The organism is Flavisolibacter nicotianae (assembly GCF_003628535.1).
GTDB classification, from domain to species: Bacteria; Bacteroidota; Bacteroidia; order Chitinophagales; family Chitinophagaceae; genus Flavisolibacter; species Flavisolibacter nicotianae.
Genome location: NZ_RBCI01000008.1, coordinates 235,092 through 257,732, shown reverse-complemented (window position 1 = coordinate 257,732; position 22,641 = coordinate 235,092). Strand labels below are relative to the sequence as shown.

General features: G+C 48.2%; 23 protein-coding genes and 1 riboswitch. Of the genes, 9 read left to right on the top strand and 14 right to left on the bottom strand.

Annotation, left to right across the window (positions count from 1 at the left end; translation table 11 throughout):
• Nucleotides 1-98 precede the first annotated feature (98 nt).
• The 8 genes from truA to D6024_RS19480 all read right to left on the bottom strand — a co-directional run bounded on the left by truA (nt 99) and on the right by D6024_RS19480 (nt 7,415).
• Complete coding sequence (truA, locus tag D6024_RS19515) at nt 99-833, bottom strand: tRNA pseudouridine(38-40) synthase TruA (RefSeq protein WP_121356423.1); 735 nt, start codon at nt 831-833, stop codon at nt 99-101.
• Nucleotides 834-836: 3 nt separating this feature from the next.
• Nucleotides 837-2,141: a DUF4476 domain-containing protein gene (locus D6024_RS19510; protein WP_121356422.1), complete on the bottom strand. Its 1,305-nt coding sequence runs from the start codon at nt 2,139-2,141 to the stop codon at nt 837-839.
• Nucleotides 2,142-2,270: 129 nt separating this feature from the next.
• On the bottom strand, nt 2,271-3,062 hold the full coding sequence (locus tag D6024_RS27455; protein ID WP_121356421.1) for a TPM domain-containing protein: 792 nt from the start codon (nt 3,060-3,062) through the stop codon (nt 2,271-2,273).
• Nucleotides 3,063-3,065: 3 nt separating this feature from the next.
• A complete protein-coding gene (locus D6024_RS19500) occupies nt 3,066-3,527 on the bottom strand; it encodes a TPM domain-containing protein (RefSeq protein ID WP_121356420.1) in 462 nt (153 codons plus the stop codon).
• Nucleotides 3,528-4,181: a LemA family protein gene (locus tag D6024_RS19495; protein ID WP_121356419.1), complete on the bottom strand. Its 654-nt coding sequence runs from the start codon at nt 4,179-4,181 to the stop codon at nt 3,528-3,530.
• Nucleotides 4,182-4,265: 84 nt separating this feature from the next.
• Nucleotides 4,266-5,456 (bottom strand): phosphoglycerate kinase, encoded by a 1,191-nt coding sequence (locus D6024_RS19490; protein WP_121356418.1) that lies wholly within the window; start codon nt 5,454-5,456, stop codon nt 4,266-4,268.
• An 85-nt stretch (nt 5,457-5,541) separates the two neighbouring features.
• Nucleotides 5,542-6,552: a type I glyceraldehyde-3-phosphate dehydrogenase gene (gene gap, locus D6024_RS19485; RefSeq protein WP_121356417.1), complete on the bottom strand. Its 1,011-nt coding sequence runs from the start codon at nt 6,550-6,552 to the stop codon at nt 5,542-5,544.
• 152 nt (nt 6,553-6,704) lie between these two features.
• Nucleotides 6,705-7,415 (bottom strand): head GIN domain-containing protein, encoded by a 711-nt coding sequence (locus D6024_RS19480; RefSeq protein ID WP_121356416.1) that lies wholly within the window; start codon nt 7,413-7,415, stop codon nt 6,705-6,707.
• Between the two features lie 92 nt (nt 7,416-7,507).
• A riboswitch (TPP riboswitch) is annotated at nt 7,508-7,607 on the top strand.
• A gap of 127 nt (nt 7,608-7,734) precedes the next feature.
• On the opposite strand from D6024_RS19480, the gene D6024_RS19475 reads away from it, so the two are divergent.
• The 5 genes from D6024_RS19475 (at nt 7,735) to D6024_RS19455 (ending at nt 13,297) form a co-directional block, all read left to right on the top strand.
• The gene (locus D6024_RS19475; RefSeq protein WP_121356415.1) at nt 7,735-9,876 is read left to right on the top strand and encodes a TonB-dependent receptor; all 2,142 of its coding nucleotides are present in this window, start codon (nt 7,735-7,737) and stop codon (nt 9,874-9,876) included.
• A 512-nt stretch (nt 9,877-10,388) separates the two neighbouring features.
• Nucleotides 10,389-11,426, top strand: a complete 1,038-nt coding sequence (locus D6024_RS19470; RefSeq protein WP_121356414.1) for a PhoH family protein — start codon at nt 10,389-10,391, stop codon at nt 11,424-11,426.
• Between the two features lie 153 nt (nt 11,427-11,579).
• Nucleotides 11,580-12,008, top strand: a complete 429-nt coding sequence (locus D6024_RS19465) for a nuclear transport factor 2 family protein (RefSeq protein WP_121356413.1) — start codon at nt 11,580-11,582, stop codon at nt 12,006-12,008.
• A gap of 305 nt (nt 12,009-12,313) precedes the next feature.
• Nucleotides 12,314-12,865 carry an inorganic diphosphatase gene (locus tag D6024_RS19460; protein ID WP_121356450.1) on the top strand — a complete coding sequence of 184 codons (552 nt, stop codon included), beginning with the start codon at nt 12,314-12,316 and terminating at the stop codon, nt 12,863-12,865.
• A 24-nt stretch (nt 12,866-12,889) separates the two neighbouring features.
• Nucleotides 12,890-13,297 carry a sulfite exporter TauE/SafE family protein gene (locus D6024_RS19455; protein WP_205573326.1) on the top strand — a complete coding sequence of 136 codons (408 nt, stop codon included), beginning with the start codon at nt 12,890-12,892 and terminating at the stop codon, nt 13,295-13,297.
• Here D6024_RS19455 and D6024_RS19450 read toward each other — a convergent pair.
• Nucleotides 13,281-14,060, bottom strand: a complete 780-nt coding sequence (locus D6024_RS19450) for a C40 family peptidase (protein WP_162944889.1) — start codon at nt 14,058-14,060, stop codon at nt 13,281-13,283. The two genes, D6024_RS19455 and D6024_RS19450, sit on opposite strands and share 17 nt — an antisense overlap.
• Nucleotides 14,061-14,230: 170 nt before the next feature.
• On the opposite strand from D6024_RS19450, the gene D6024_RS19445 reads away from it, so the two are divergent.
• A complete protein-coding gene (locus D6024_RS19445; protein WP_240410096.1) occupies nt 14,231-14,788 on the top strand; it encodes an RNA polymerase sigma factor in 558 nt (185 codons plus the stop codon).
• A complete protein-coding gene (locus D6024_RS19440) occupies nt 14,785-15,144 on the top strand; it encodes a hypothetical protein (protein ID WP_121356410.1) in 360 nt (119 codons plus the stop codon). Before D6024_RS19445 ends, D6024_RS19440 begins: the two co-directional genes overlap by 4 nt.
• 84 nt (nt 15,145-15,228) lie before the next feature.
• Here D6024_RS19440 and D6024_RS19435 read toward each other — a convergent pair whose 3' ends face one another.
• Entirely contained in the window at nt 15,229-15,870 is a 642-nt protein-coding gene (locus tag D6024_RS19435; RefSeq protein ID WP_240410095.1) for a Crp/Fnr family transcriptional regulator, read from the bottom strand.
• Nucleotides 15,871-15,979: 109 nt separating this feature from the next.
• Between D6024_RS19435 and D6024_RS19430 the strand changes: the two genes are divergently transcribed.
• Nucleotides 15,980-17,224, top strand: coding sequence for an isocitrate dehydrogenase (NADP(+)) (locus D6024_RS19430; protein ID WP_121356408.1), 1,245 nt, complete (start codon nt 15,980-15,982; stop codon nt 17,222-17,224).
• Between the two features lie 87 nt (nt 17,225-17,311).
• On the opposite strand, the gene D6024_RS19425 is transcribed toward D6024_RS19430, so the two are convergent.
• A complete protein-coding gene (locus D6024_RS19425; protein WP_162944888.1) occupies nt 17,312-18,424 on the bottom strand; it encodes a T9SS type A sorting domain-containing protein in 1,113 nt (370 codons plus the stop codon).
• Nucleotides 18,425-18,888: 464 nt separating this feature from the next.
• Between D6024_RS19425 and D6024_RS19420 the strand changes: the two genes are divergently transcribed.
• On the top strand, nt 18,889-19,512 hold the full coding sequence (locus tag D6024_RS19420; RefSeq protein ID WP_121356406.1) for a hypothetical protein: 624 nt from the start codon (nt 18,889-18,891) through the stop codon (nt 19,510-19,512).
• An 86-nt stretch (nt 19,513-19,598) separates the two neighbouring features.
• Here D6024_RS19420 and D6024_RS19415 read toward each other — a convergent pair whose 3' ends face one another.
• The 3 genes from D6024_RS19415 to D6024_RS19405 form a co-directional block, all read right to left on the bottom strand.
• Nucleotides 19,599-20,594, bottom strand: a complete 996-nt coding sequence (locus D6024_RS19415) for a polysaccharide deacetylase family protein (RefSeq protein ID WP_240410094.1) — start codon at nt 20,592-20,594, stop codon at nt 19,599-19,601.
• A 346-nt stretch (nt 20,595-20,940) separates the two neighbouring features.
• Nucleotides 20,941-21,195 carry a carboxypeptidase-like regulatory domain-containing protein gene (locus tag D6024_RS19410; protein WP_162944887.1) on the bottom strand — a complete coding sequence of 85 codons (255 nt, stop codon included), beginning with the start codon at nt 21,193-21,195 and terminating at the stop codon, nt 20,941-20,943.
• An 89-nt stretch (nt 21,196-21,284) separates the two neighbouring features.
• A complete protein-coding gene (locus D6024_RS19405) occupies nt 21,285-22,283 on the bottom strand; it encodes a trypsin-like serine peptidase (RefSeq protein ID WP_205573325.1) in 999 nt (332 codons plus the stop codon).
• Nucleotides 22,284-22,641 lie beyond the last annotated feature (358 nt).

Sequence of the window (22,641 nt, the reverse complement as noted above, 5' to 3'; positions counted from 1 at the left end):
TTAAAAGAGCGGTCGCAAAGATAAGCACCCCCAACCTCCCACCCAAATCCTTCCAAAAATAAATCCCCAATTCCCCGTGAAACACAGTCCCCACCCAACTAAAAAATTCTGTACAAATACTCGACCTTCTTCAAATAAAGACCATGTGCGGGTACAGAAAAGACTGTTTTTTGACCCTCAACAAATAGATTTTCAAATTGTGAGGCGGTAATTTTTTCCCGTCCAAGCTTTAAAAGAGTGGCCGTTAATAAACGAACCATTCCTCGGAGAAATCGATTTCCCTGTATATTATAGGTTAGATTCTCTCCTTCTTCTATCCAAATACTTTTATGAATTGTACAATTGAAGTTTTTTACCTGCGTGTTCGTTTTTGAAAATGCAGAAAAGTTTTGCTGTTGCAGTATATAAGAAGCGCCTTGCTGCAAAAGGGCGATATCCAATTTGTATGGGTAGTAAAAGGATGCCCCGTCTAAAAACGGATTTTTGAACCGGTGAATTTTATAAATATACTCTCTGCTAATTGCATCAAAACGGGAATGCGCTTCTGGAGGCATGCGGCTAATATTGTAGACCACGATGTCGCCAGGTAAAATTGCATTTAACTTATAGACAGCTTGTGGATGAATTTCTCCTTCAAAATCGAAATGAAAATAATTTTGCAAGGCATGCACGCCGGCATCTGTACGGGAAGAACCGGTTAGTTGTACCGGTGTACGGTGAAGAGTTTGTATGGCTTTTTCAACTTCCGACTGGATGGTGGCTGCGTTCTCCTGAATCTGAAAACCGCTGTAGCGAGTTCCCTTATAGGCCACTTCAATAAAGTAACGTGCCATACGTCACTCTCCGATCAGGGCTTTAAAGCGCTTCTGATAATAGTCATCTTTAATCTCAGATGATAACGATGCAAAATTCTCCGTATCCGAAACATGCAGGTAAGCTGTATCAAAGAATTGGTATTTCGCCGCGGCAGTGAGAAACAGTGTGCTTAGGTAGCGAATCTGTTCCACACTGTAACATTTGTTTTTAAATTCCTTCTTCGCTTCGGTAATCATTTCATCGTCGTTGTCCTGCGCCGCCATTTTCTTGCGCAACTTCATAAAATCCTTATCGGAAGCTGCATTGGAACATCCCACCTTGCTACCCGTTTTTTTAACTGAGCCAGTCTCTTTTACACTATTAGCAGGCTCCATCTCCTTTCTTTCGATCAAAGAATCTGCTTGTGCTTTCACCGGGTTTGCTTCCGGTACCGAAGTTGGTTCGGTTTCCGCAACAAACTTTAGCTTCGACGAGGGGATCAGAATGCGGATGGTATCGATTACATCTCCGGCCTTATCAAGATAAACAAGCCCAAAGCCTTCCGTTGTTGAACTCTCCGCACGCCGCGTTACGACTGAAGGTTTATAATCCGTTTCCACAATTGCCGGTTCTTCTTTAATCACCGCAGGCGTTTCTTTTACGGTTTGCTGTGCTGCGCTGGTATCGCTTTTTACCATGCTATTATCTTTGAGATCGGATGCATTACTTTTTGAGGGGGTCGATGCCGTACTTTCTTCCACCTTTATTTTTGTCTCCGCCGTGTTATCAGGCTGGGAAGCATGCGTGTTATCTGCTACGGGTTGTTCTGTAGGTTTCGCTTCTTCCGTTTTTGCAACCGTTTCTTCTTTTTTCTCTTTCTTTTCTGCCACCGGTTCTTCCTTTTTCGCAACCGGAACCCTTACGATGCTTGGATCATTGGCGGCTTTGGATAAAACGCTCGAGAAATTATCCGATTTCGTTTCGTAAACCGTGTTGTCTTTCGGCGCCGAATTGGCTTTCACGATAGATAAATCACCAAAATCAAAAAGCGCCAGTTCGTCATCGAACTTCTTAATGAGGAAGCCCTTGTCGTTTTGCCTGATGGCAATGGAAAACTTTGCCTCCGGCTCCGTGCTGTTTGCAAAGCCTACATTCAATTGATAGGTGCTATCGGTAAGATTGGGAAGGATCAGGAAGCCGGAAGCCGCTGAACTAAAGATTTTATCTTTCATCCGTACATAGAACGGTGCCTGCGTTTCGGTTTGCAGATAGATAAAATAAACTTTTTGGGCGGAAGCCATCACCGTTGTACAGGCCACCAGTAAAAGCAAAAAAACTTTCTTCATCACAACCAAAATTAAAGGAATCCGGAAGAACGCATGATAAAGGAATGCAAAGTCCGGGAAACAGGCACCTGCAGCAATTCAATCCGCCTGCGTAAAAAATCAGGAAAGGAATGTACAGATTCGAGCGATTTACCAGTTTCCGCCGGCACCACCGCCTCCAAAACCGCCACCGCCAAAGCCGCCAAAGCCACCGCCGCCGCCGCCACCTGACCAACCTCCGCCACCGCTGCTTCCCCAGCCGCCCGTCGGAAAAATCATGGGACCGCCAAACCCGCGATAACCACGGCGGGACATGTATCCACCGCCACGGTTGCCACCGCCGAAGATGGATAAAATAACAAACAAAATGATAATGCCTGCAATGAGTTTTCCCAAATTGAAGCCACCGCCTTTTCCACGGCTTCGGTACCCTTCCGGCGCCTTGTATTCGCCGGCTGCAGCCCTGATGAGAGCATCGGTTGCCTTGTCGAATGCTCCGTAGAAATCACCAGACCGCAGGTACGGAATCATGATATCCTCGTAAATATGCCCTGCCGTCATGTCCGGGATAGCGCCTTCCAGTCCGCGGCCAACGGCAATAAACGCTTTGCGGCTTTCCTCTTCATTTCCCATGGAAACCAGGATTACGATCCCGTTGTCGAACTTAGCGCCACCCACACCCCAACGCTGCCCCAACTCCGTGGCATAAACATCGGGCTCATAGCCACCCAGGTTTTTGACAATGATAACGGCAATCTGGTTGGAGGTACTGTCATCATAAGCCACTAACTTTTTTTCCAGTGCTTCTTCCTGTTCAGGCGTCAATTGGTTTGCATAGTCGTTGACAAGCCGGGGCGGATTGGGCTTTGGAGGAATGGGAATATCCTGTGCCTGTACAAGAACACAAAAAAGGATACCGATAAAAAAAAGGAGTTGCTTCATTGTTTACCTGCCGAATACAATTTCATCCGGTAATTCATTTTTGTCGTGTTCCGCACTGTAGGGGAAATGAAAGTGAAGGGCTTCTCCAATATCGGTAATGATATTGCAAAGCCCTTCTGTCAGTTGTTCACTCCTGAAATAAAGCAACATCTTTTTCACTTCTGATTCCCAATATTGCTGCCCCACTTTTTGGTGGATGCCCTGGTCGCCCAGAACGGCAGCCTGCCTGTCTTTTACGGCAACGTAAACCAAAGTGGCGTTCCGCTCGTCGGTTTTCTCCATACCGAGCTGCAGGAAAATTTCCTTGGCCCGGTCCATGGCATCAACGAATCGACACTTCGACTCGACGAAAAGCCGGATTTCACCACTGGTGCGCATTTCGGCATTCCGAATGGCCTGCACCAACTGCTCTTTTTGTGGTGCCGTAAAAAACTCTTTTTGCTTTTGCCAGGGAAAGAGCTTCACTTACCGTGTTTTTGAAGTATCTAAAGTCCTTTGATTGGGCGTTGCCGTACCCGGTTGGTTGGTCGGGAAATTTACCCGCGGCGCCGTTTGTGCACCCTGTTCTGCTTCGAACGGCGGACGGGCACGGAAGCCAAACATGCCGGCAAAGATGTTATTGGGGAACGAACGGACCTTGGTGTTATACGAATTCACCACGGTATTAAAGCGGTTTCGTTCTGTATTGATGCGGTTTTCCGTACCTGCCAGTTCATACTGCAAATTGCGAAACGCATCGTTGGCTCGAAGATTCGGATAGTTTTCGGTTACCACCAGCAGCCGGCCGAGGGCCTGCGACAACTGGCCTTGCGCCTGTTGGAATTTCTCCAGTTGTTCCGGAGTAAGCTGGTTGGGATCCACCTTTACCGCGGTGGCGTTTGCTCTTGCATTGATCACATCTGTCAATGTTCCCCGTTCAAAGTTTGCTTCACCCTGAACAGTGGAAACAAGGTTTGGTATCAGGTCGGCGCGGCGCTGGTAAGCACTTTGCACGTTACCCCAGGCATTTTTTACGTTTTCATCCTCTTTGACCATGCCGTTGTATTGTCCGCACCCGACAAAAGCCAGGATCAAGACAATACCCAGTACAACCCAAAGAGTCATGTTGCGAGATCTCATGTTGGTGAATTTTAGTTGTTTGAATTTGGATGGAACTATTCAAATTGCGCACCAGCCTTTGCAGGCTGCAATTCTGTCGTATTGTTACTTCACAGCAGCGATACCGGGTAACTCTTTCCCTTCAAAATATTCCAGCATGGCACCGCCACCGGTAGAGACATAGCTTACTCTATCGGCAAAGCCAAACTGGTTTACAGCAGCCACGCTGTCACCACCACCCACAAGCGAAAAAGCACCATTTTCGGTTGCCTCTGCCACAGCTTTGGCGATGGCCTTCGTACCGTGCTGGAATTTATCCATCTCAAAAACACCCATCGGGCCGTTCCACAAGATCGTTTTAGAATTGTGTATGACTTTGGTAAACGTATCACAGGCCATAGAGCCGATGTCCAAGCCCATCCAGCCATCCGGAATGGTATTGCTTAGCGAAGAAGAGACATCGGCATCGGCCGCAAATTTGTCCGCGATCACGGAATCCGAAGGCAGGTGTATGCAAACGCCTTTCGCATCCGCTTTGGACATCAGCTCCTTCGCTGTTTCCAGGCGGTCTTGTTCGACCAACGAATTTCCGACCTGGCCTCCCATCGCTTTAAAAAACGTGTAGGCCATACCGCCACCGATGATGATATCGGTTGCTCTCTCGAGGAGGTTTTCTATAATGAGGATTTTGTCCGACACCTTGGCCCCTCCGATGATGGCAGTAAACGGCTTTTCAGAACCGTGCAAAACCTTTTCTGCGCTGGCAACCTCTCCTTCCATCACCAAACCGAACATCCGGTTTTCAGGGGAGAAGAATTGGGCGATAACTGCCGTAGAAGCATGGGCACGGTGCGCTGTACCAAACGCATCATTCACGTAAACGTCGCCAAGTTTGGAAAGCTTCTCGGCAAATTCCTTATCTCCTTTTTCTTCCTGCTTATAAAAACGCAGGTTTTCGAGCAGCAGCACCTGGCCTTCTTTCAACGAGGCAGCTTTTTGCACGGCTTCTTCACCAATGCAATCATTGGCAAACTGCACGTCGGTGCCCAGGAGTTCGCTCAGGTGCTTTACCAGGTGTTTCAAGGAGTACTTTTCTGTAGGTCCTTCTTTCGGGCGGCCAAGGTGCGACATCAGAATCACGCTGCCGCCATCGCTCAGTATTTTTTTGATGGTCGGGATGGTTGCCCGCATCCTGGTATCATCCGTAATATTGTAGTTCTCGTCCAGCGGAACATTAAAATCCACCCTGATCAACGCCTTCTTCCCGCGAAAATTCGTCTCCTGAAACTTACTCATAGATTAATTGGTTTTGAAATGTGCCTAAAGGTAAATTCAAATACGGAGCAAAAAAAAGCCGAACGAATGTTCGGCTTTCAGCTTTTTATTTTTGGATCAGCTCTGCAAAGTATTTCACGGTCCGTACCAACTGCGAGACGTAGCTCATTTCGTTGTCGTACCAGCTTACCGTTTTCACCATCTGCAGGTCACCAACCGTCAGCACTTTTGTTTGCGTGGCATCGAACAGGCTGCCGTATGACATGCCAATGATATCACTGCTGACGATTTCGTCTTCCGTATAACCATAGCTTTCGTTGGCAGCCGCTTTCATGGCAGCGTTCACTTCGTCAACCGACGTCTTTTTACCCAAAACCACCGTCAATTCCGTCAGTGAACCAGTCAATGTCGGCACACGCTGCGCCGTACCATCCAGCTTGCCTTTCAGGCCAGGCAGTACAAGACCGATTGCCTTGGCAGCACCGGTGCTGTTGGGAACAATGTTCTGTGCAGCCGCTCTTGCCCTGCGCAGATCGCCTTTCGGATGCGGTGCATCCTGCGTGTTCTGGTCGTTGGTATAGGCGTGAACGGTTGTCATTAAACCACCAACAATGCCATATGTATCATCCAGTACCTTGGCCATTGGCGCCAGGCAGTTGGTGGTACAGGAAGCGCAGGAAATAATCGTTTCAGAACCGTCCAGGATGTCGTGGTTTACGTTGAACACGATGGTCTTCAGGTCGCCGGTTGCCGGTGCAGAAATGACAACTTTTTTGGCGCCTGCCTTGATATGGGCTTCGGCTTTTGCTTTATCCGTGAAGAAACCGGTGCATTCCAGTACAACGTCCACATTGTGATCGCCCCAGGGAATTTGTGCCGGATCTTTCTGTGCGTAAATCTTGATCTCGTTTCCGTTAACGGAAATGGAGTTGTCGGTAGAAGTTACTTCCTGGTTGAAGCGACCTTGTGCCGAGTCATATTTTAAAAGATGTGCTAATACTGCAGGTGAGGTTAAATCATTGATGGCAACTACATCAATTCCTTCCATGTCGTGGATTTGACGAAACACCAGCCGGCCGATCCGTCCAAAACCGTTAATGGCAACTTTTACTGACATATCAAATGTTGTTTTAAATTTAAAAAATGCGTGGCGAAGGTACAATAATGCAAAATAGAACCACACAGGAAAATAAATACCGAATTACGACATCCATAGACAGCAAAAAGCCCCGCAGAATTGCAGGGCTGCCCATTTTTTCTTTTATAAAACTATGACCGTGATCGGACCGAACTGGCCCCCGACGCTTTGGCCTCTTTGATGGTCGGGTTGCCTTTGTAGTGGATATCGCTGGCACCGCTGGCACGGGCCGAAAGTTCCCGGTTGGCGGTGATCTCAATATCGCAGGCGCCGCTGGCCTCGAGGTCGCATACATCCGCAACAAGGTCGTACCCTTTAAAGTCCGACCCGCCACTGGCATCCACGCTGAGGTTTGTTGCCTTCCCCGAAATTTTTACATCGCTGCCGCCGCTTTGCCGTACCGAAAGCTTGCTTACGTCCACCGCACCTTTGAAATCTGAACCGCCGGAAACATGCAGCGCCAGGTCGCTGCTGTTGATGGTGCTCTCGGCGGTAATGTCGGAACCACCGGAAGCCTCCAGGCTTTTCAGCGTCTTATACGAAACATAAGCTTTCAGGTCTTTATTACCGTTGATACTGATCCCCCATTTGCTATCGTACCAGATCTTCAGGACGCCGTTTTGCACTTCCGTCCTGATCCGGTCGCGGTATTCGGGCTTTGATGCACTCACGGCAATCGCCTCGTCGCCGGCGGAGATATAAATATCAATACCACCGCTGACATCGATACCGGTGAACGAACCGATTTTTCGTGGTTCAGCATTGGGATCGTTAATGGTTTTTTGTGCATGCAGGAATGTCGCAACAGAAAGCAGGCAAAAAAGGGTAAACAGCTTTTTCATTTTTGGCTTTTCCCGTTTAACGCGGCTCCGGCTGAAAAGTTACAGCCCCTGAATATTTATCCTTCTTTATTTTTGCAGCGACAATTAGTTTTTCAGTGTTACCGGGGTGCTTTTCCGAAACGAAAGGCTGAGATTAAACCCGTACAACCTGATCAGGGTAATGCCTGCGCAGGGAGCAAATCAGTTTATCGTTTTTAGTTTCCAATCTTTCGTTTACTAGCAGGCAAAAGGTAAACTGAAAGACCAAAGTCTAAAAACGAAGACTAAGAACTACTCTCTCTTCAGCGTTTCCCTTTCATTTTTAAACCATTTTTTTAAAATGAAAAGGATTCTACTTTTTCTTGGCGTGACCGCCAGCATTTCATCCATTGCACAGCAAAAAGACACCACCGACCTGGAGCCGGTGGAAGTGAAAACCATCAGGGCAAGTGCTACTGCACCATTTGCAAAAACCAATTTGAACAAAAAGGAAATCGAAAAGAAGAACCTCGGACAGGATCTTCCCTTTGTGCTGAACCAGACACCGTCCGTCGTGGTAAATTCCGATGCGGGAAACGGGGTTGGTTACACCGGCATCCGGATCCGGGGAACGGATGCTACCCGGATCAACGTTACGATCAACGGCGTGCCCTTTAACGATGCAGAAAGCAATGGCACCTATTTTGTCGACCTGCCCGACCTGCTTTCTTCTGTCAACAGCATCCAAATCCAGCGCGGCGTCGGCACTTCGTCCAATGGACCCGGCGCTTTTGGCGGAACCATCAACCTCAGTACGAACGAAGTGAACAAACAGCCATATTTCGAAAGCAACAATAGCTACGGTTCGTTCAACACTCTTAAAAACACCATCAGGCTGGGCACGGGTATGTGGGGGAAAAATTTTGTGACCGATCTGCGCCTCTCCCGGATCAGCAGCGATGGCTATGTCGACCGCGCCAAGAGCAATCTGAAATCATATTATTTCTCCACTGCCTATGTAAAAGAGAAGACTACCCTTCGCTTTACAACGTTTTCAGGCCGGGAGAAAACCTACCAGGCCTGGTATGGCGTGTCGGAGGCGGACCTGAAAACCAACCGCCGGATCAATTATGCCGGAATGGAAAAGCCGGGAACGCCGTACGAAAACCAGACAGACAACTATACGCAGACCCACTACCAGTTGTTCCTGACGCAGCAGCTCTCACCCAGGTTGATCTTCAACACAGGCCTGTTTTATGTAAAAGGCAAGGGCTATTACGAAGAATACAAGGCCGACCAAACCTATACAGATTACGGTCTGCAAAACGTGACTAACGGCAGCACGGTGATCACTGCGTCCGACCTGGTGCGCCAGCGCTGGCTGGACAATGATTATTACGGCGACATCTTCTCGCTGCACTATGCTAAAGACAAGACCCAACTGACGCTGGGCGGCGCCGTCACCAGCTATCTTGGCGACCATTTCGGCAAGGTCATCTGGGCCGAAAAAGGCATCAATGGCAACAGTCAGTATTATTTGAATGATGCAAAGAAAAAGGACGGCAATGTGTACCTGAAGTGGCAACAGGACCTGGCCAAAGACTTGCAGTTCTTTACCGACTTCCAGGTGCGCCGCGTCAACTACGCCATTAATGGTTTCGATTACAACCCGGGGATTGCAGTGAATAAGACCAACACATTCTTTAATCCCAAAGCCGGCCTGACCTATCACAAAAATAACCTGACGGTCTTTGGCTCGTACGGCATTGCCAACAAGGAACCAAACCGGGATGATTTTGAAGCCTCGCCCAACGAACAGCCAAGACCGGAGCGGTTGAACGATGTGGAACTGGGATGGGAGAGCAAGGGGAAAAAAGCCAGTGTAGGTGCAACGTTTTATTACATGAAGTACAAAGATCAGCTGGTGCTGACCGGTAAAATTAACGATGTCGGCTCCTACACCAGGACGAACATCGACGAAAGTTATCGCATGGGGATTGAGTTGCAGGGAGGGGCAGCCATTGCCCGCTGGCTCAAGGCATCAGCCAATCTTACCCTGAGCCGGAACAAAGTGAAAAATTTCCGGGAGTTTTACGACGATTACGACAACGGGGGACAAAAGTCGAACCTTTATAAGGAAACCGACATATCCTTCTCCCCGTCTGCGATTGGTGCAGCCACGGTAACCGCCACGCCTTTCCGGCATTTTACGGTTGATCTCCTGAGCAAATATGTCGGCAAACAATACCTGGACAACACCAGCAACGAAGGCCGAAAGCTCAATCCCTATTTTACCGAAGATGTACGTCTTGCATATGCATTGCAAAAAGGTGCGCTGAAGAATGCCGACATCATTTTCCAGGTGAACAATGTTTTCGACAAGAAATATGAGCCCACGGGCTATACCTACAGTTATTTGTATAACACAACCCTGACAACAGAAAACTATTATTATCCTATGGCAGGAACCACGTGGACACTTGGCCTGAATATCCGGTTTTAAGATTCGGTTTCAGGACAGTAAAAGCCCCTCCTGCAAGAGGGGCTTTCTTTTGCTCCCTACATTTCTTTTTTAGAATGACAAGATGCCTGTGACAATTCTGCACGTTCAAGATCAAATAAACGGGTGGCGTTTTTGACGGTAAGGCAGGCAACCGGATGGACCGGGAGATCAGCTCACCGAAAAGCTGTCGATTGTTAACAAAGGTTCAAGGCGTTGAAAAAAGGAGTTCCGTCATTGGGCAGAATCGATTCTGGACCATGAAAACGATAGCAATTAATGTTTACAAAACCTAAACCGGCTGCCATTTATTTTATTAACATTCGTTCATTACTTTTTGCGGTAAATCCTTTGCAAGTCCGAATAAATGGCACTATTTTTTAATTATCATTCTGTGTACAAGAAACGGCGGTTTAAGACCATCAGATGTGCTAAATTGTCGTCTTGAAAACTTGCTACACCAGCAAACGCCAACCGTACGCGAAACGGATTTTGAAAATTAAATTTTACTGGAATTGAGAGAAACAATCATCAACCTTGAAACGGTTAATCCTATAGAGTTCTTTGGTGTAAATAATGGTAAACTGGACATTCTGAAGCGCAAATTTCCCCTCCTGAAAATTCTTTCCCGGGGTACGCAACTGAAACTGAGCGGTGCTCCCGAACAGGTAGACGGGGCCAAAGAAAAGATTGACCTCATTGTGCAATACTTAGAAAGAAATGGTCACATGAGCGAAAATTATTTTGAACAGATTTTAGGTGGCGACGATGCCGAGACCGTCGACAATTTTGTGGAGCGGAACCCGAACGACATTTTGGTTTTTGGTCCCAACGGCAAAACGGTTCGGGCCCGTACGGCCAACCAGAAACGCCTTGTGACGGCAGCCGAAAAAAACGACGTCGTATTTGCTATCGGGCCTGCCGGTACGGGTAAAACTTACACGGCCGTTGCCATGGCTGTCAGGGCACTGAAAAACAAAGGCGTGAAAAAGATCATTCTCACCCGCCCCGCGGTAGAAGCCGGCGAAAGCCTCGGTTTTCTACCCGGTGACCTCAAGGAAAAGATCGACCCATACCTGCGCCCCCTGTACGATGCGCTGGATGACATGATCCCCGCCGATAAGCTGGGCTACTACATGAGTACTCGTACCATCGAGATCGCACCGCTGGCCTACATGCGTGGACGGACACTGGACAATTGCTTCATTATCCTGGACGAAGCGCAAAACGCTACCGACCTGCAATTGAAAATGTTCCTCACCCGTATCGGCGCCAATGCGAAGGCCATTATCACGGGTGACCTGACCCAGGTGGACCTGCCGAAAAACCAGAAAAGCGGTTTGGCCAAGGCGAGTAAGATCCTGCGCAACATTGACGGCATCGGTTATATTGAACTGGATGAAGAAGACGTGGTACGTCACAAACTGGTAAAGGCGATCCTGAAGGCGTACGACAAAGAGAACCAACGCGAAATGGAACTCGAGGAAGCCGAAAAGAAAGAGCGCCGCGAAAGAAGGGAATACTATCGCGAAAGGGACCGGGAAAGAGAATAGTAACTGACAGAACAAATGAACGTGGAAGTGCCTTAGAAATAAGGCACTTTTTAATTTCATCAGCTTCTGCTTCAGATAATAAGGAAACTGTCCACTTTTAAATGTCGAATATCCACTATCCCAATATCTAAATCTCCCTTTAGCTTTGGACCGATGAAAAAACTCCTTTCCATTTGTCTCCTTCTGCCACTTGCCTGGGCCTGCACCAATAGTTCCGACACGGAAAACGCGACCGGCAAGCCGGAGAACGACGTGGATGCAGCCCGCATGTTCATCCGCAGTGCACTGGACGGAAACTATAAACAGGCCCGCAAGCTGATCCTGCCCGATTCTTCCAACGTACAGCTTCTCGACAACCTGGAACGGGCCTATTTGCACAACAACGATGTAACCGAACAGAGAGGATACCGGCAATCTTCCATCCGGGTGCATGAAACCAAAAAGCTCAACGATACCGCCTCGGTGGTTGTGTATTCCAATTCGTTCAAAAACAAAAAAGATTCTGTCAAAGCCGTAAAGGTCGGAGACGACTGGCTGATTGACCTGAAGTATTCTTTTCCGCAAACCACGATCACACAGTGAGCCTTGCCCGGTTGTTGATGGCAGCGCTTTGCATGTGCTTTCTGCCGGTGGCTGCCTCGCATTTGAAACAGGAATCCTTGTGACGATGGCATTTAGCATGCGCCATTAGCCACTTTTTTCCGGCCGGTCGCGCATTGCCTGAACTTCCATGCCCGATTTTGGCAAGGGATTTACAGTCTGTTTCATTCTTGCATTCGGAAATTGGCAAACGAAGAAACCGGAATCTTTTTCGTCTTTTTCTTTACACCTTTGCAAAAGTTAGTTTGGGCTTAGCAGCCGAGAATACGGATTTAAATTTTTTGAGCATGAAAACACGAACAACACAAGTATTACACCCCTGGCACGGCGCTTCGTATGGAGAGGATGCACCGCAGAGAGTGATGGGAATGATTGAGATTTCGCAGGGATCCAGAACCAAATATGAAATTGACAAAGAAACCGGCCTGCTGATCCTGGACCGGGTGATCTACTCCTCGTTTCATTACCCCGTCAATTATGGATTTATTCCGCAAACCCTGGGCTGGGACGGCGATCCGCTCGATATCCTGGTGCTGTGCTCACAAAGCATTCAACCGCTTTGCCTGGTGGAAGCAACCGTCGTAGGCAATATGCAGATGATTGACAGTGGCGAACACGACGACAAGATCATTGCCGTTGCAACCAAAGACCCTTCCGTGAACCACATTACGTCCATTGAAGAACTGCCCCCGCACTTCATCAGTGAATTGCGTAATTATTTCGAGCAATACAAGGCGCTTGAAAATAAGCAGGTGCAGATTGAAAATTTCCAGAACAAGGAAGAAGCGTATAAAATCATCAACGAAGCCATTTCGCATTACAAAATGACCTTTGCATAATTCATGCAAAAAAAACCGACACCCATGACGATGCATTTGATCTTGCTGCTTTCCATCATTGGATTACTGGCAGGTATTTTAAGTGGTATGATCGGTGTGGGTGGCGGCATCATCATCGTTCCCGCACTGGTGTTTTTCCTGGGCTTTACACAAAAGGAGGCCCAGGGAACATCATTGGGACTCCTGTTGCTGCCGATCGGTATTCTGGCCGTATTTAATTATTATCAAAAAGGACTGATCGATATAAAAGTCGTCGGTATCATGGCTGTTGCCTTTCTACTAGGCGGTTTTGTGGGCAGTAAGATTGCCCTCGCCATTTCGGAAGCGGCGCTAAAACGCATTTTCGCGGTTGTCCTTTTTTATACCGGTTTCAAGATGCTGGGATTCGACTTCATTGACCTGTTGGCCCGGGGTTTCAAAAAAATCTTCTGATGGAGTGAAACCGGTGCGTACGCTTCCCGGTCTCCCGATTGAAAATTCCCTCCTCGTCTATCGTATCGATGCGCACTTTGCCTGATGCATGAACAATTTCCTTGTTCTCCAGCAAAATACCCACGTGCATGATTCTGCCTTTCTCGTTTTGGAAAAAAACCAGGTCACCCAGGCGTGCATCTTTCAGGCTTTTTACTTCTGTGCCTTGTTCTGCCTGCAGGTAGGCATCCCGCAAAAGTGGCAGCCCAAAAAGTTTGAACACCTGTTGTGCAAAACCGCTGCAGTCGATGCCATAGATTGATTTACCGCCCCAGAGATAAGGTGTGTCCAGAAACACCTGGATGATGGCGTCCAAATTTGGTTTGGAAAACCCTTTGCTGTTGCTGTTCCAAACGGCCGTACCCGATACCTTGTAGCTGACCTGCTGGTTACCAAAATGCAACGGGTCTCCCGGCTTTCCCGAAGAATAAACGGGAATGGCAAACGGCATCAGACGGCGGCGCCCATTGACGAAAACTTCCTGGGTAAACACACCGATATATTCCGAAGTGGTCAACACCTGCTCGTCTGCAACCGTTGTCAGTTGGTTTGCCTGAACCCAGCCCTGGTAGCCATCAGACTGGCAGGTAACAAATACAAAGTCCTCTTTCTCCTCTCCCAGCGTCACATATTCGCCAAACAGGACCTGGCTCACCATCTCGCTGCAGTGCGAAGGCTCTTTGCGCATGGGAACAACCGATAATAAACAAATGGCAGACTGCATGAAAATTATACCGTTTTGATTATGCAAATTTGCAGGCATTGCATCTTATTATCAAACGGGAGAAATAAAATGTCAACCGTGAAGCAGGAGTTCAAATAAAATAAAAAGTTTCTCCTGTCTCGCGTCTCACGTTTGCTGTTTCACGTACCATGGCCGACCGATACAACCATATGACCGACAACGAGCTTCTGGAGCATTTTTATGCCGACAGCAACCAGGAATGGGTGGGTATCCTGCTGCAGCGGTATACCCTTCTGCTACTGGGTTTGTGCATGAAATACCTGAAAGATGAAACCGAAGCGAAAGATTGCGTGCAGCAGATTTTCCTGAAGGTATTGACCGAAGTGCCGAAATACAAAATCGACTACTTCAAGAGTTGGCTATACATGGTGGCAAAGAACCACTGCCTGATGCGGCTGCGGGAAAAAGACAAGAATGTAAAAGAGCTGTCTGAAAAAAGCAACATTGCGCACAATGAAACCGACCGGCACGACCTGCTGCAAAACGAACAAACCTATGAGTTGCTGGAAGAAGCAATCGGGGATCTCAATGCTGAACAGAAAGTCAGCGTCACGCTGTTCTACCTGCAGAAGAAAAGTTACCAGCAGATCGCCGACCAAACCGGCTACTCGCTGATGCAGGTAAAAAGCTACATTCAAAACGGAAAGCGTAACTTGAAAATACTTTTGGAAAAAAAATTGAAAGAAAAGAGGCAACGGAGATCATGAACGAAAAGTTGAAAGACATATTATCCAATTTGCACTCTGAAGTTGACCAGGAAACGCTGCTGAAATACCTGCAGGGACACCTGACGGATGAAGAGCAAAATGCCGTGGAAAAGAATCTGCTCGACGATCCTTTTGAGTCCGAGGCCATGGAAGGGTTGCAGACCATTCCGGACAAAAACCACATTTCCGATCTTGTTGAGCAGTTAAACCGCGATCTCAAGAAAAAAACAGCCCGTAAAAAAAGCAGGCGAATCCGGCGCGACGTCAGGATCGAACCCTGGCTCCTGCTGGCCATCGTAATGATCCTGCTGATGGTTATCATCGCCTTCATCGTTATTTACAGAACGGGTAAATAAAACGCAGCGACAAAATGGCTTTTCGCGGTGCCTGCAGTTTCACCACCTGCCATTCAAAGAATTTTTTTGGACGTGACGTTCTGGTTAAAAAGCGTTGCCCTGCGAAAAATCCTGCGATGCCACTCCCCTTGTCGGATGAGCGGGTGGCGTTTTAAGCAAATGTTTAAAGCGGCTGAACGTCTCGGGTTGGATGTTGAGCAAAGACGCAAGGTATTTCTGCGGCACCCGTTGCATCAGCTCGGAATTTTTCTGGACGAAATCCAGGAATCGTTCGCGGGGCGACAGCTTCAGCAGACTCATTTGCCAGCGTTCGTTCAGCACCATCATATACGTCACGATCAGACGGCCCAGTCGCTCCATGGCTGCACCGGAAGAAAAGATGGTTTCGAGTTTATCGTAGCTGATGGAAAGCAAGGTGGAAGTTTCGATGGCATCGATGCAATATTCCGAAGGCGAACGGCTGTAGAAAGACTCTTGCGAATGAATGATCTGCCCTTCCCGGGAGATTTGGGTAATGATTTCACCGCCATCCTTGACAAAGTATTTCCGTAACAATCCGGTACCAATGAAGTTGATATAGTTTTCCGCCTCACCGATACGCGTCACCACTTCTTTTTTCTTGATTGTCCGCACTTCGATGAAAGGAACAATCTTCGAATAAAATTCATCTGTTTGGAGTGGAATGAATTTATTCAGGAAGCTCAAAAAGAGTTCAAGCGGTTCCATAGAAGGAGCATTAATAGTAGCTCTACTATAAACATACGGTATTTTTGTTCTACAACTACACGAAACCCTTAGTTTTGCGCATTATTTTTTAAAAAAAATCGCTGGTCTTATGACAAAAAAAATCAAAGTGGCCAATCCCGTAGTAGAGCTGGATGGCGACGAAATGACGCGAATAATCTGGAAATTTATCAAGGACAAACTTATCCTTCCCTACATAGACGTTGACATTAAATATTTTGACCTCGGCGTTGAGTATCGCGACCAGACCAACGACCAGGTAACAATAGATGCCGCCAATGCCATTCGCCAGTATGGTGTGGGTATCAAATGCGCAACGATTACGCCGGACGAAGCACGGGTAAAAGAATTTAACCTGAAGCAGATGTGGAAGAGCCCCAACGGCACCATCCGGAATATCCTGGACGGAACGGTTTTCCGCGAGCCGATCGTTATCAACAACATTCCCCGCCTGGTAACTACCTGGGACCGCCCCATCGTGGTTGGCCGCCATGCGTTTGGCGACCAGTACCGGGCTACGGATTTCGTGGTGAAAGGAAAAGGAAAACTGACCATCACCTTTGAAGGCGAGGATGGCACCAAACAGGAGTACGAAGTATACCAGTACAAGGGCGAAGGTGGCGTGGCGCTGGCCATGTACAATACCGACGAGAGCATCCGTGGCTTTGCCCGCAGTTGCATGAACATGGCCCTGCAAAAAGGCTGGCCGCTGTACATGAGTACCAAGAACACGATCCTGAAAAAATACGACGGCCGTTTCAAAGACATTTTCCAGGAAGTGTTCGAAGCGGAATTTGCCGACAAATTCAAGCAGGCCGGCATCACCTACGAACACCGCCTGATTGATGACATGGTCGCCAGTGCGATGAAATGGAACGGCGGCTTTGTCTGGGCCTGTAAAAACTACGATGGCGATGTACAAAGCGATTCGGTTGCACAGGGCTTTGGGTCGTTGGGTTTAATGACCTCGGTGCTGGTAACGCCTGACGGACAAACAATGGAAGCGGAAGCAGCCCATGGTACCGTGACACGGCACTACCGCGAACACCAGAAAGGCAACCCAACCTCTACCAACCCGATCGCATCCATTTTTGCCTGGACAAGAGGCCTGGCCTTCCGCGGCAAACTGGATAACAACCAGGAATTGATTGATTTCTGCAACGCTCTGGAAGCAGTCTGCATCGAAACAGTGGAAAGCGGCAAGATGACCAAAGACCTGGCACTGACCATCAAGTCGAAGGCCGAACACGGCAAGGATTACCTCTACACCGAAGAATTCCTCGACGCAATCGACGAGAATCTGAAAAAGAAAATGGCAGCCACCGTTGGCGCATAAAAATCGATAGCGATTATCTCAAAAGCCCCGCGATGCGGGGCTTTTCATTTCTTTCATTTGACAGCAGGTAGCTCCGTAACGAGCCTGTTATTGCAGCAGGATCTTTTGTGCCAGAGAAACGCCGTTTCCAGAAAGTGAAATGATATAGGTTCCGTGGGAGAAAGTGGCTGGCAGCGGCAAAAGGTAATCGCCGGAAACATTCGCTATTTTATTCTTCAGCACTACCTGCCCGCTCATATCAGCTATCTCCAGCGCATAAGGACCCGCACTGAGCCCCTTGATGACAACCGATCCATGAATGGAACCGGATACTGTGACTGCACTTTTCGCAAAGTCAACGGTCCTCACCACATAGCTTCTTTCGCTGCCGTCAACATCCACTTCTTTCAACCGGTAGTAGTTTTTCCCGCTCTCGGGCTGCGCATGAAAATACGAGTAGTTCGATCCGGTAGCGAGGTTTTTTTGTCCCGGGAAACTGGCAATCGGTGCAAAGCGGATACCGTCCGTGCTGTGCTCTATCACGTGCTTATCTACGTTTTGCTCGTTGGCTGTTACCCAGTGTACCCGCACACCCGTCCCTTCTTTCCTGGCCGTAAATTCTACCAGCGTAAGCGGAAGGGGAACAGCATTCGATACATTGGCAATGGAGATGTTGTTAAAGGTCATCTCGTCGGGGGCAATTCCGGCATCCGCGTAGTGAAAGTCAATTTGTATTTCTGAAACGTCGGCAAATCCGCCAGACGGAAAAGGAACGGAAAAAGCAAAGGATGAAATGGCGGTCGCATAAACGTCCAGTGATTGCGGGGAAGCCAGTGTCAGCCGCCCGATTTCCACACCATAGTAGTTGCGGAGCGTAACGGTGAAGACGTCCAACGTGGTGTTTTGTCCAAAGTTGCGTAAACTCAGATCTTTGAACGTAAAGGTTTTATTTTTTGTGCCGCCTTCGGCCTTGATGATAACAGTTTCGGTTGCACCCGGTGTAGCATCATTGGCGTACATGGTTGTCCGGTCCTGCGTAAAAACATTGCTGACCTTGAACTTATCACCCTGTTTTCGGAAACCCGTGCCGCCGCTGTTTTCAGCGCCAAGAGCACTGAAATTGTATGTACCGTCGGATGTGCCGGATTGTGCGTGGAGAAAAAGGCTGGATGCCAACAACAGCGCGGAAAGAAAAGTACGAGGCAAATACGTGTTTCTCATAAGCAAGATTTGCGTGTTTCCCATAGGCAGATTTAACAGCCAAAAATAAGGTTTAACCCTTGTATATGAAAGAGGGTTTCTACCAAGTAAATCCACTTTTTTTCAGTAAAAATCCCAGGGCCTTATTCCTGACCGTGTATTGAAGTAGGCAGCTGTTTTAACGAACCAGGCTCCAATAGCCTCGCAACGTTCTCACTTGTGTAACTAACCGATAAATCACCATATGAATGACTGGTTCACCCTTTCCGATTCATCTGCAATAGAAGAACATCATTAACGAACTCGCACAATTGCAGGATAAATAAAATATTTTTTAAGTGTAATTTTTTGTACTTGATGTACATTTTTTTAGTTTCGTCTTGCCAAATCTCCTTTATTCTTCGTTGAACCTCTCCGAACATTTACAACATCAACTGTTGGCTTTGTGAATACCCATGACACTACTTAAATTCATTTCACTAGCCATGAAGAAAACGTACTTTTTCGTGCTGTTGGCCACCTTCGTGATCTGCGCCTGCCAAAAAGAAGCTGGCAAACCACCAGCGGAGCCCGAGCCCCCCAGGCAAGTATGGCCACTTGCGATGGGCAACATGTGGATCTACAACAGGAGCGCCTATTTTGAAGATGGCACCCTGAAAAGCAGCTTTGCCGATACACTGATCGTTACAACAACGCTGCGAAAAGAGAAGAAACTCTATTACCAACTTAGCTGGCGCAATTCCACGACCGAAACTTTTCCCTTTTTACGTTCAGAAGAATCAGCCGTATATGCTTACTCCGACAGTTCGGATCATGAACTGGCAATTTTCAGGCAACCCACCCAGGAAGGGGAAGTTCTTTTTTCCGAAACCTTCGGTGATCAGAAGCAGGAATGCATTGCATCAGCAGCCGCATTATCATTAGACACGGCGCAGACAAACCATGTAACCATCAACAATTGGGAAAAAGGTGTGATGACCTCGTATTTGGAGCTGGACCTGAAACCAGGCATTGGCCTAAGCCGGCAGGTCTCCTACAAACGAAAAGCATCCGGCCAGAATTTTTACAGGAGCTTCGAAGCGACGCTGTCCTCTTACCGGTTTCATTAATACTGGCCAGCTTTCCACAATTTGCAGTCTCATTTTTCAAGATCTCAGGCAACGATGCATTAAGCCGCAAAAGATCTTTGAACCGATCAATGCTGCGCTCTTCGCTGTTTCAGTTCACGCCAGGTCGTTAGAATAATTCCCTCCGTTTGAATGGCCTTTTTAAGGGCCGGGTCAAGCATGGCCAGCAGGTCTCCTTTTCGAACGGGGCCGCTGTCGCTAATGTACGGGAATACGTCTGTCGGCGCGGTGCAGTGCATGATCATCATGGTAATTCCCGGCTTCAGCATCCGGATCGCCTCCCTATATTTTTGCGTTTTGAAGGCCTGTAGTTTCTTGTCATCGCCGGCGATGGCTCCGGGCACCTTCCAACCATAGCTGTCATTGTGCAAATCGTCCAGCACGGGCAGCCCTGCATTCCACAACAGTTTCCCGATGTTGCGAATTTGCTGAATCTGTTCGTTGGAAAAATGGGTTTGCGCCTGGATCAGCGTGGCGTGACCGCCGGGCAACATCACCGGAATTTTTTTTTCAATCCCGAGCCGCACATAGCGCTCCAGGAAAACCGGCGTTGCGTAAACAGTGCCCATGTGCGTATCGAGATGGGTTGGCTGAAATCCCATACGCTCTGCCCGCTGCAACTGTGCCCGCATTTCCTTATCTACCTCCTCGGCGGATGCATGTTCCGCCACCTCTTCTACCGAAGCCCAGAAATCCCCTGCAGTATCTACAAGGCCGGGAACGGCCGGCTTTCCGGCCAGTGGTCCCCAGCGGTAGTCTTTCCATTCCGATGTCAGCGTGAGGTGAAGGCCCGCATCAATAGAAGGATGCTCTTTTAAAAAACGTAAAAAAGCCGGCACCCACGGACAGGGCATCATCACGCTGCACGAGGTGGCCACGCCTTTAGTTAAAGCGGCAACAGCGCCTTCGTTGGAATCATAACTCATTCCTGCATCGTCCACATGCAGGATCAAAACTTTGGCTCCTTTAGGAAAGCCCAACCGTTCTGCATACGTCGAATCGGTTGTTTGCGCTTTTCCCAATTGAAAAGCAAAAAGCAGCAGTAGTAAAATGCGCAGTGACATTGCTTTGATTTTTTTGCATAGGAGCATTCCGACAATCTTTCCGGGACAGCGTTCAATACGCCCTTGCATTCACTCTGAAGATAGATGATTTCAGCAGTTTATCACTCCGGATGTGCAAGAAAATGAACACCCTGGTTTTGAAACTGTGATTCGCGAAGCGCAAAAATGCCAACCCATCTTTGCGAGATAAAATAGGTTCCTGACGCATGAGGGAAGGAAAAGGTATCGACGAGCGGAATGACAGTTACCGTTCAGCAATGGCAAACAAAATTCGCTTGCAATCATATCCTCTTTTGCGAACACGGCTTGGTGCCGGCAAGGGGCTAGTGCAACACCAAAAGCTGTCTCAATACTGTAATTGAATCTGCTCATTACCGGAAAGCGAAACCGGTTGTTGTTTGGAACCACTGTCAGTTTTGATCAGCAAAACATAATCGCCGGGCACCACGATGTCGGACAGGTAAAACTCGCCGCTGTCATTGGTAACCGACGCAATGTCGTGATGCGAATGACTGCCTTGCGCAATCATCACGATGGCATTACTTACCGGCCTGCCGGATGCATCATGCAGGATACCCTTGACGGTTGTTCTCGTTTCCATGTGGTTGTTGTTTGAAGTACAGGCCTGCAAAATCAAAAAAATAAAAAAGAGCAGGGCCATTTGAAAGGTCCCTGCTCCCGGCAAAGGGCTTACAAGCCCTGGTTTTTCCATGCCTGTAAATTGTTGAATACCGGCTGTACGATGCGGGTGGCAGAATTCCCTGTAGCGGCACCATTCGTGTGAATGCCCACAGCCGTACGGGTATTGCCAACTTTGATCCAAACAGGCGCACCGCTTTGGCCGCCAAACGTATCGATGTCATAGGTGATTACCCGTGCAGAAACAGACTTTGTTCGCAGGGCCATAAACCACTGCTGGTTGCCGCCTTTATCGCCGGGATAGCCGGAAAGGTTTAGAATAGAATTCCGTAGGTATGCATCGTCCTTTACGCCAAACCCGAATACACCAGTTGTGGCACCCGGCCGGTAGGATTGCGGTAAAATGATAGCACCGTAATCATAGTTCCTGTTCTTGCTCTGGGTCCATCCCAATACGCTCCGTAGGTTGTTGGTCGCACCGGATTTATAGGGCCGTGCCGCATCGTTGAGACCCGGGATGACTTCAATACTTTTTGCCCATCCGCCGTGATCGTGCATGAATACGCAGTGGCCGGCAGTGATGACCGTACGGGGAGAGATCAACCAACCGGTCCCGATCCAGCGGGAGTTATCCTGTGCTGTGATCTTCAGCGCACAAACGGCCCGCCAGGGATAAATTGTTGTGTTCAGGATCCGTACGCGGTTGTCGGGACCAATGATCACTTCTGCGAGCTCTCTTGCCTTTGGCAGCAATTCGCTGTAACTCGCAAACAGGGCATCGAGCGGCTCTTCTTCAGTTACAATGCCTTCGTAGCCGGCCTCTTCGAGTGTTATCATTGCATCTTCTTCAAATGCTTCAGTAGGCAAGCTGGAAACTTCTTTGTCTACATCGTTGGGGTTGAGCAATACAAATCCTCCCTCCACTTCTTCCACTTCAGTTGCACCGGCGGCGGTTGCTTCAGCTGGTCGTTGTTTTACGACAGCGTCGTTAGAGACAGGAGGCGTTTCTACAGTTGGCTGCTGGGGTGTGTCAATCATTCTTGGTGCCATAACAATTGATTTAAGATGTAAGAAATAAAAACAACGGACTGCCGGGAAAGATTGCCTGCACCCTACGCAGGCAACAACAAAAAGCAGGCATCATATTGCCACAACGATAGCGTCAGCAAGCAGGAAATTGAAGAATTATCAAAGATGGAATCAGTGGAGGATAGAGGGGTAGCAATCTCTGATAAAAAAGGCAGGTTGGTGATATCTTGCTTTCCAAACATACGATGAAGCGATTACGATGTTAGGCGAAGCACACAGCCAGTTTCCTCAAGAACAATCCGCATCTAAAATTACAACAACACAGTTTTCTCAACAAACGTTTTTTCTGTGCAAACTCAACAGCAACGCTGCGGATCAG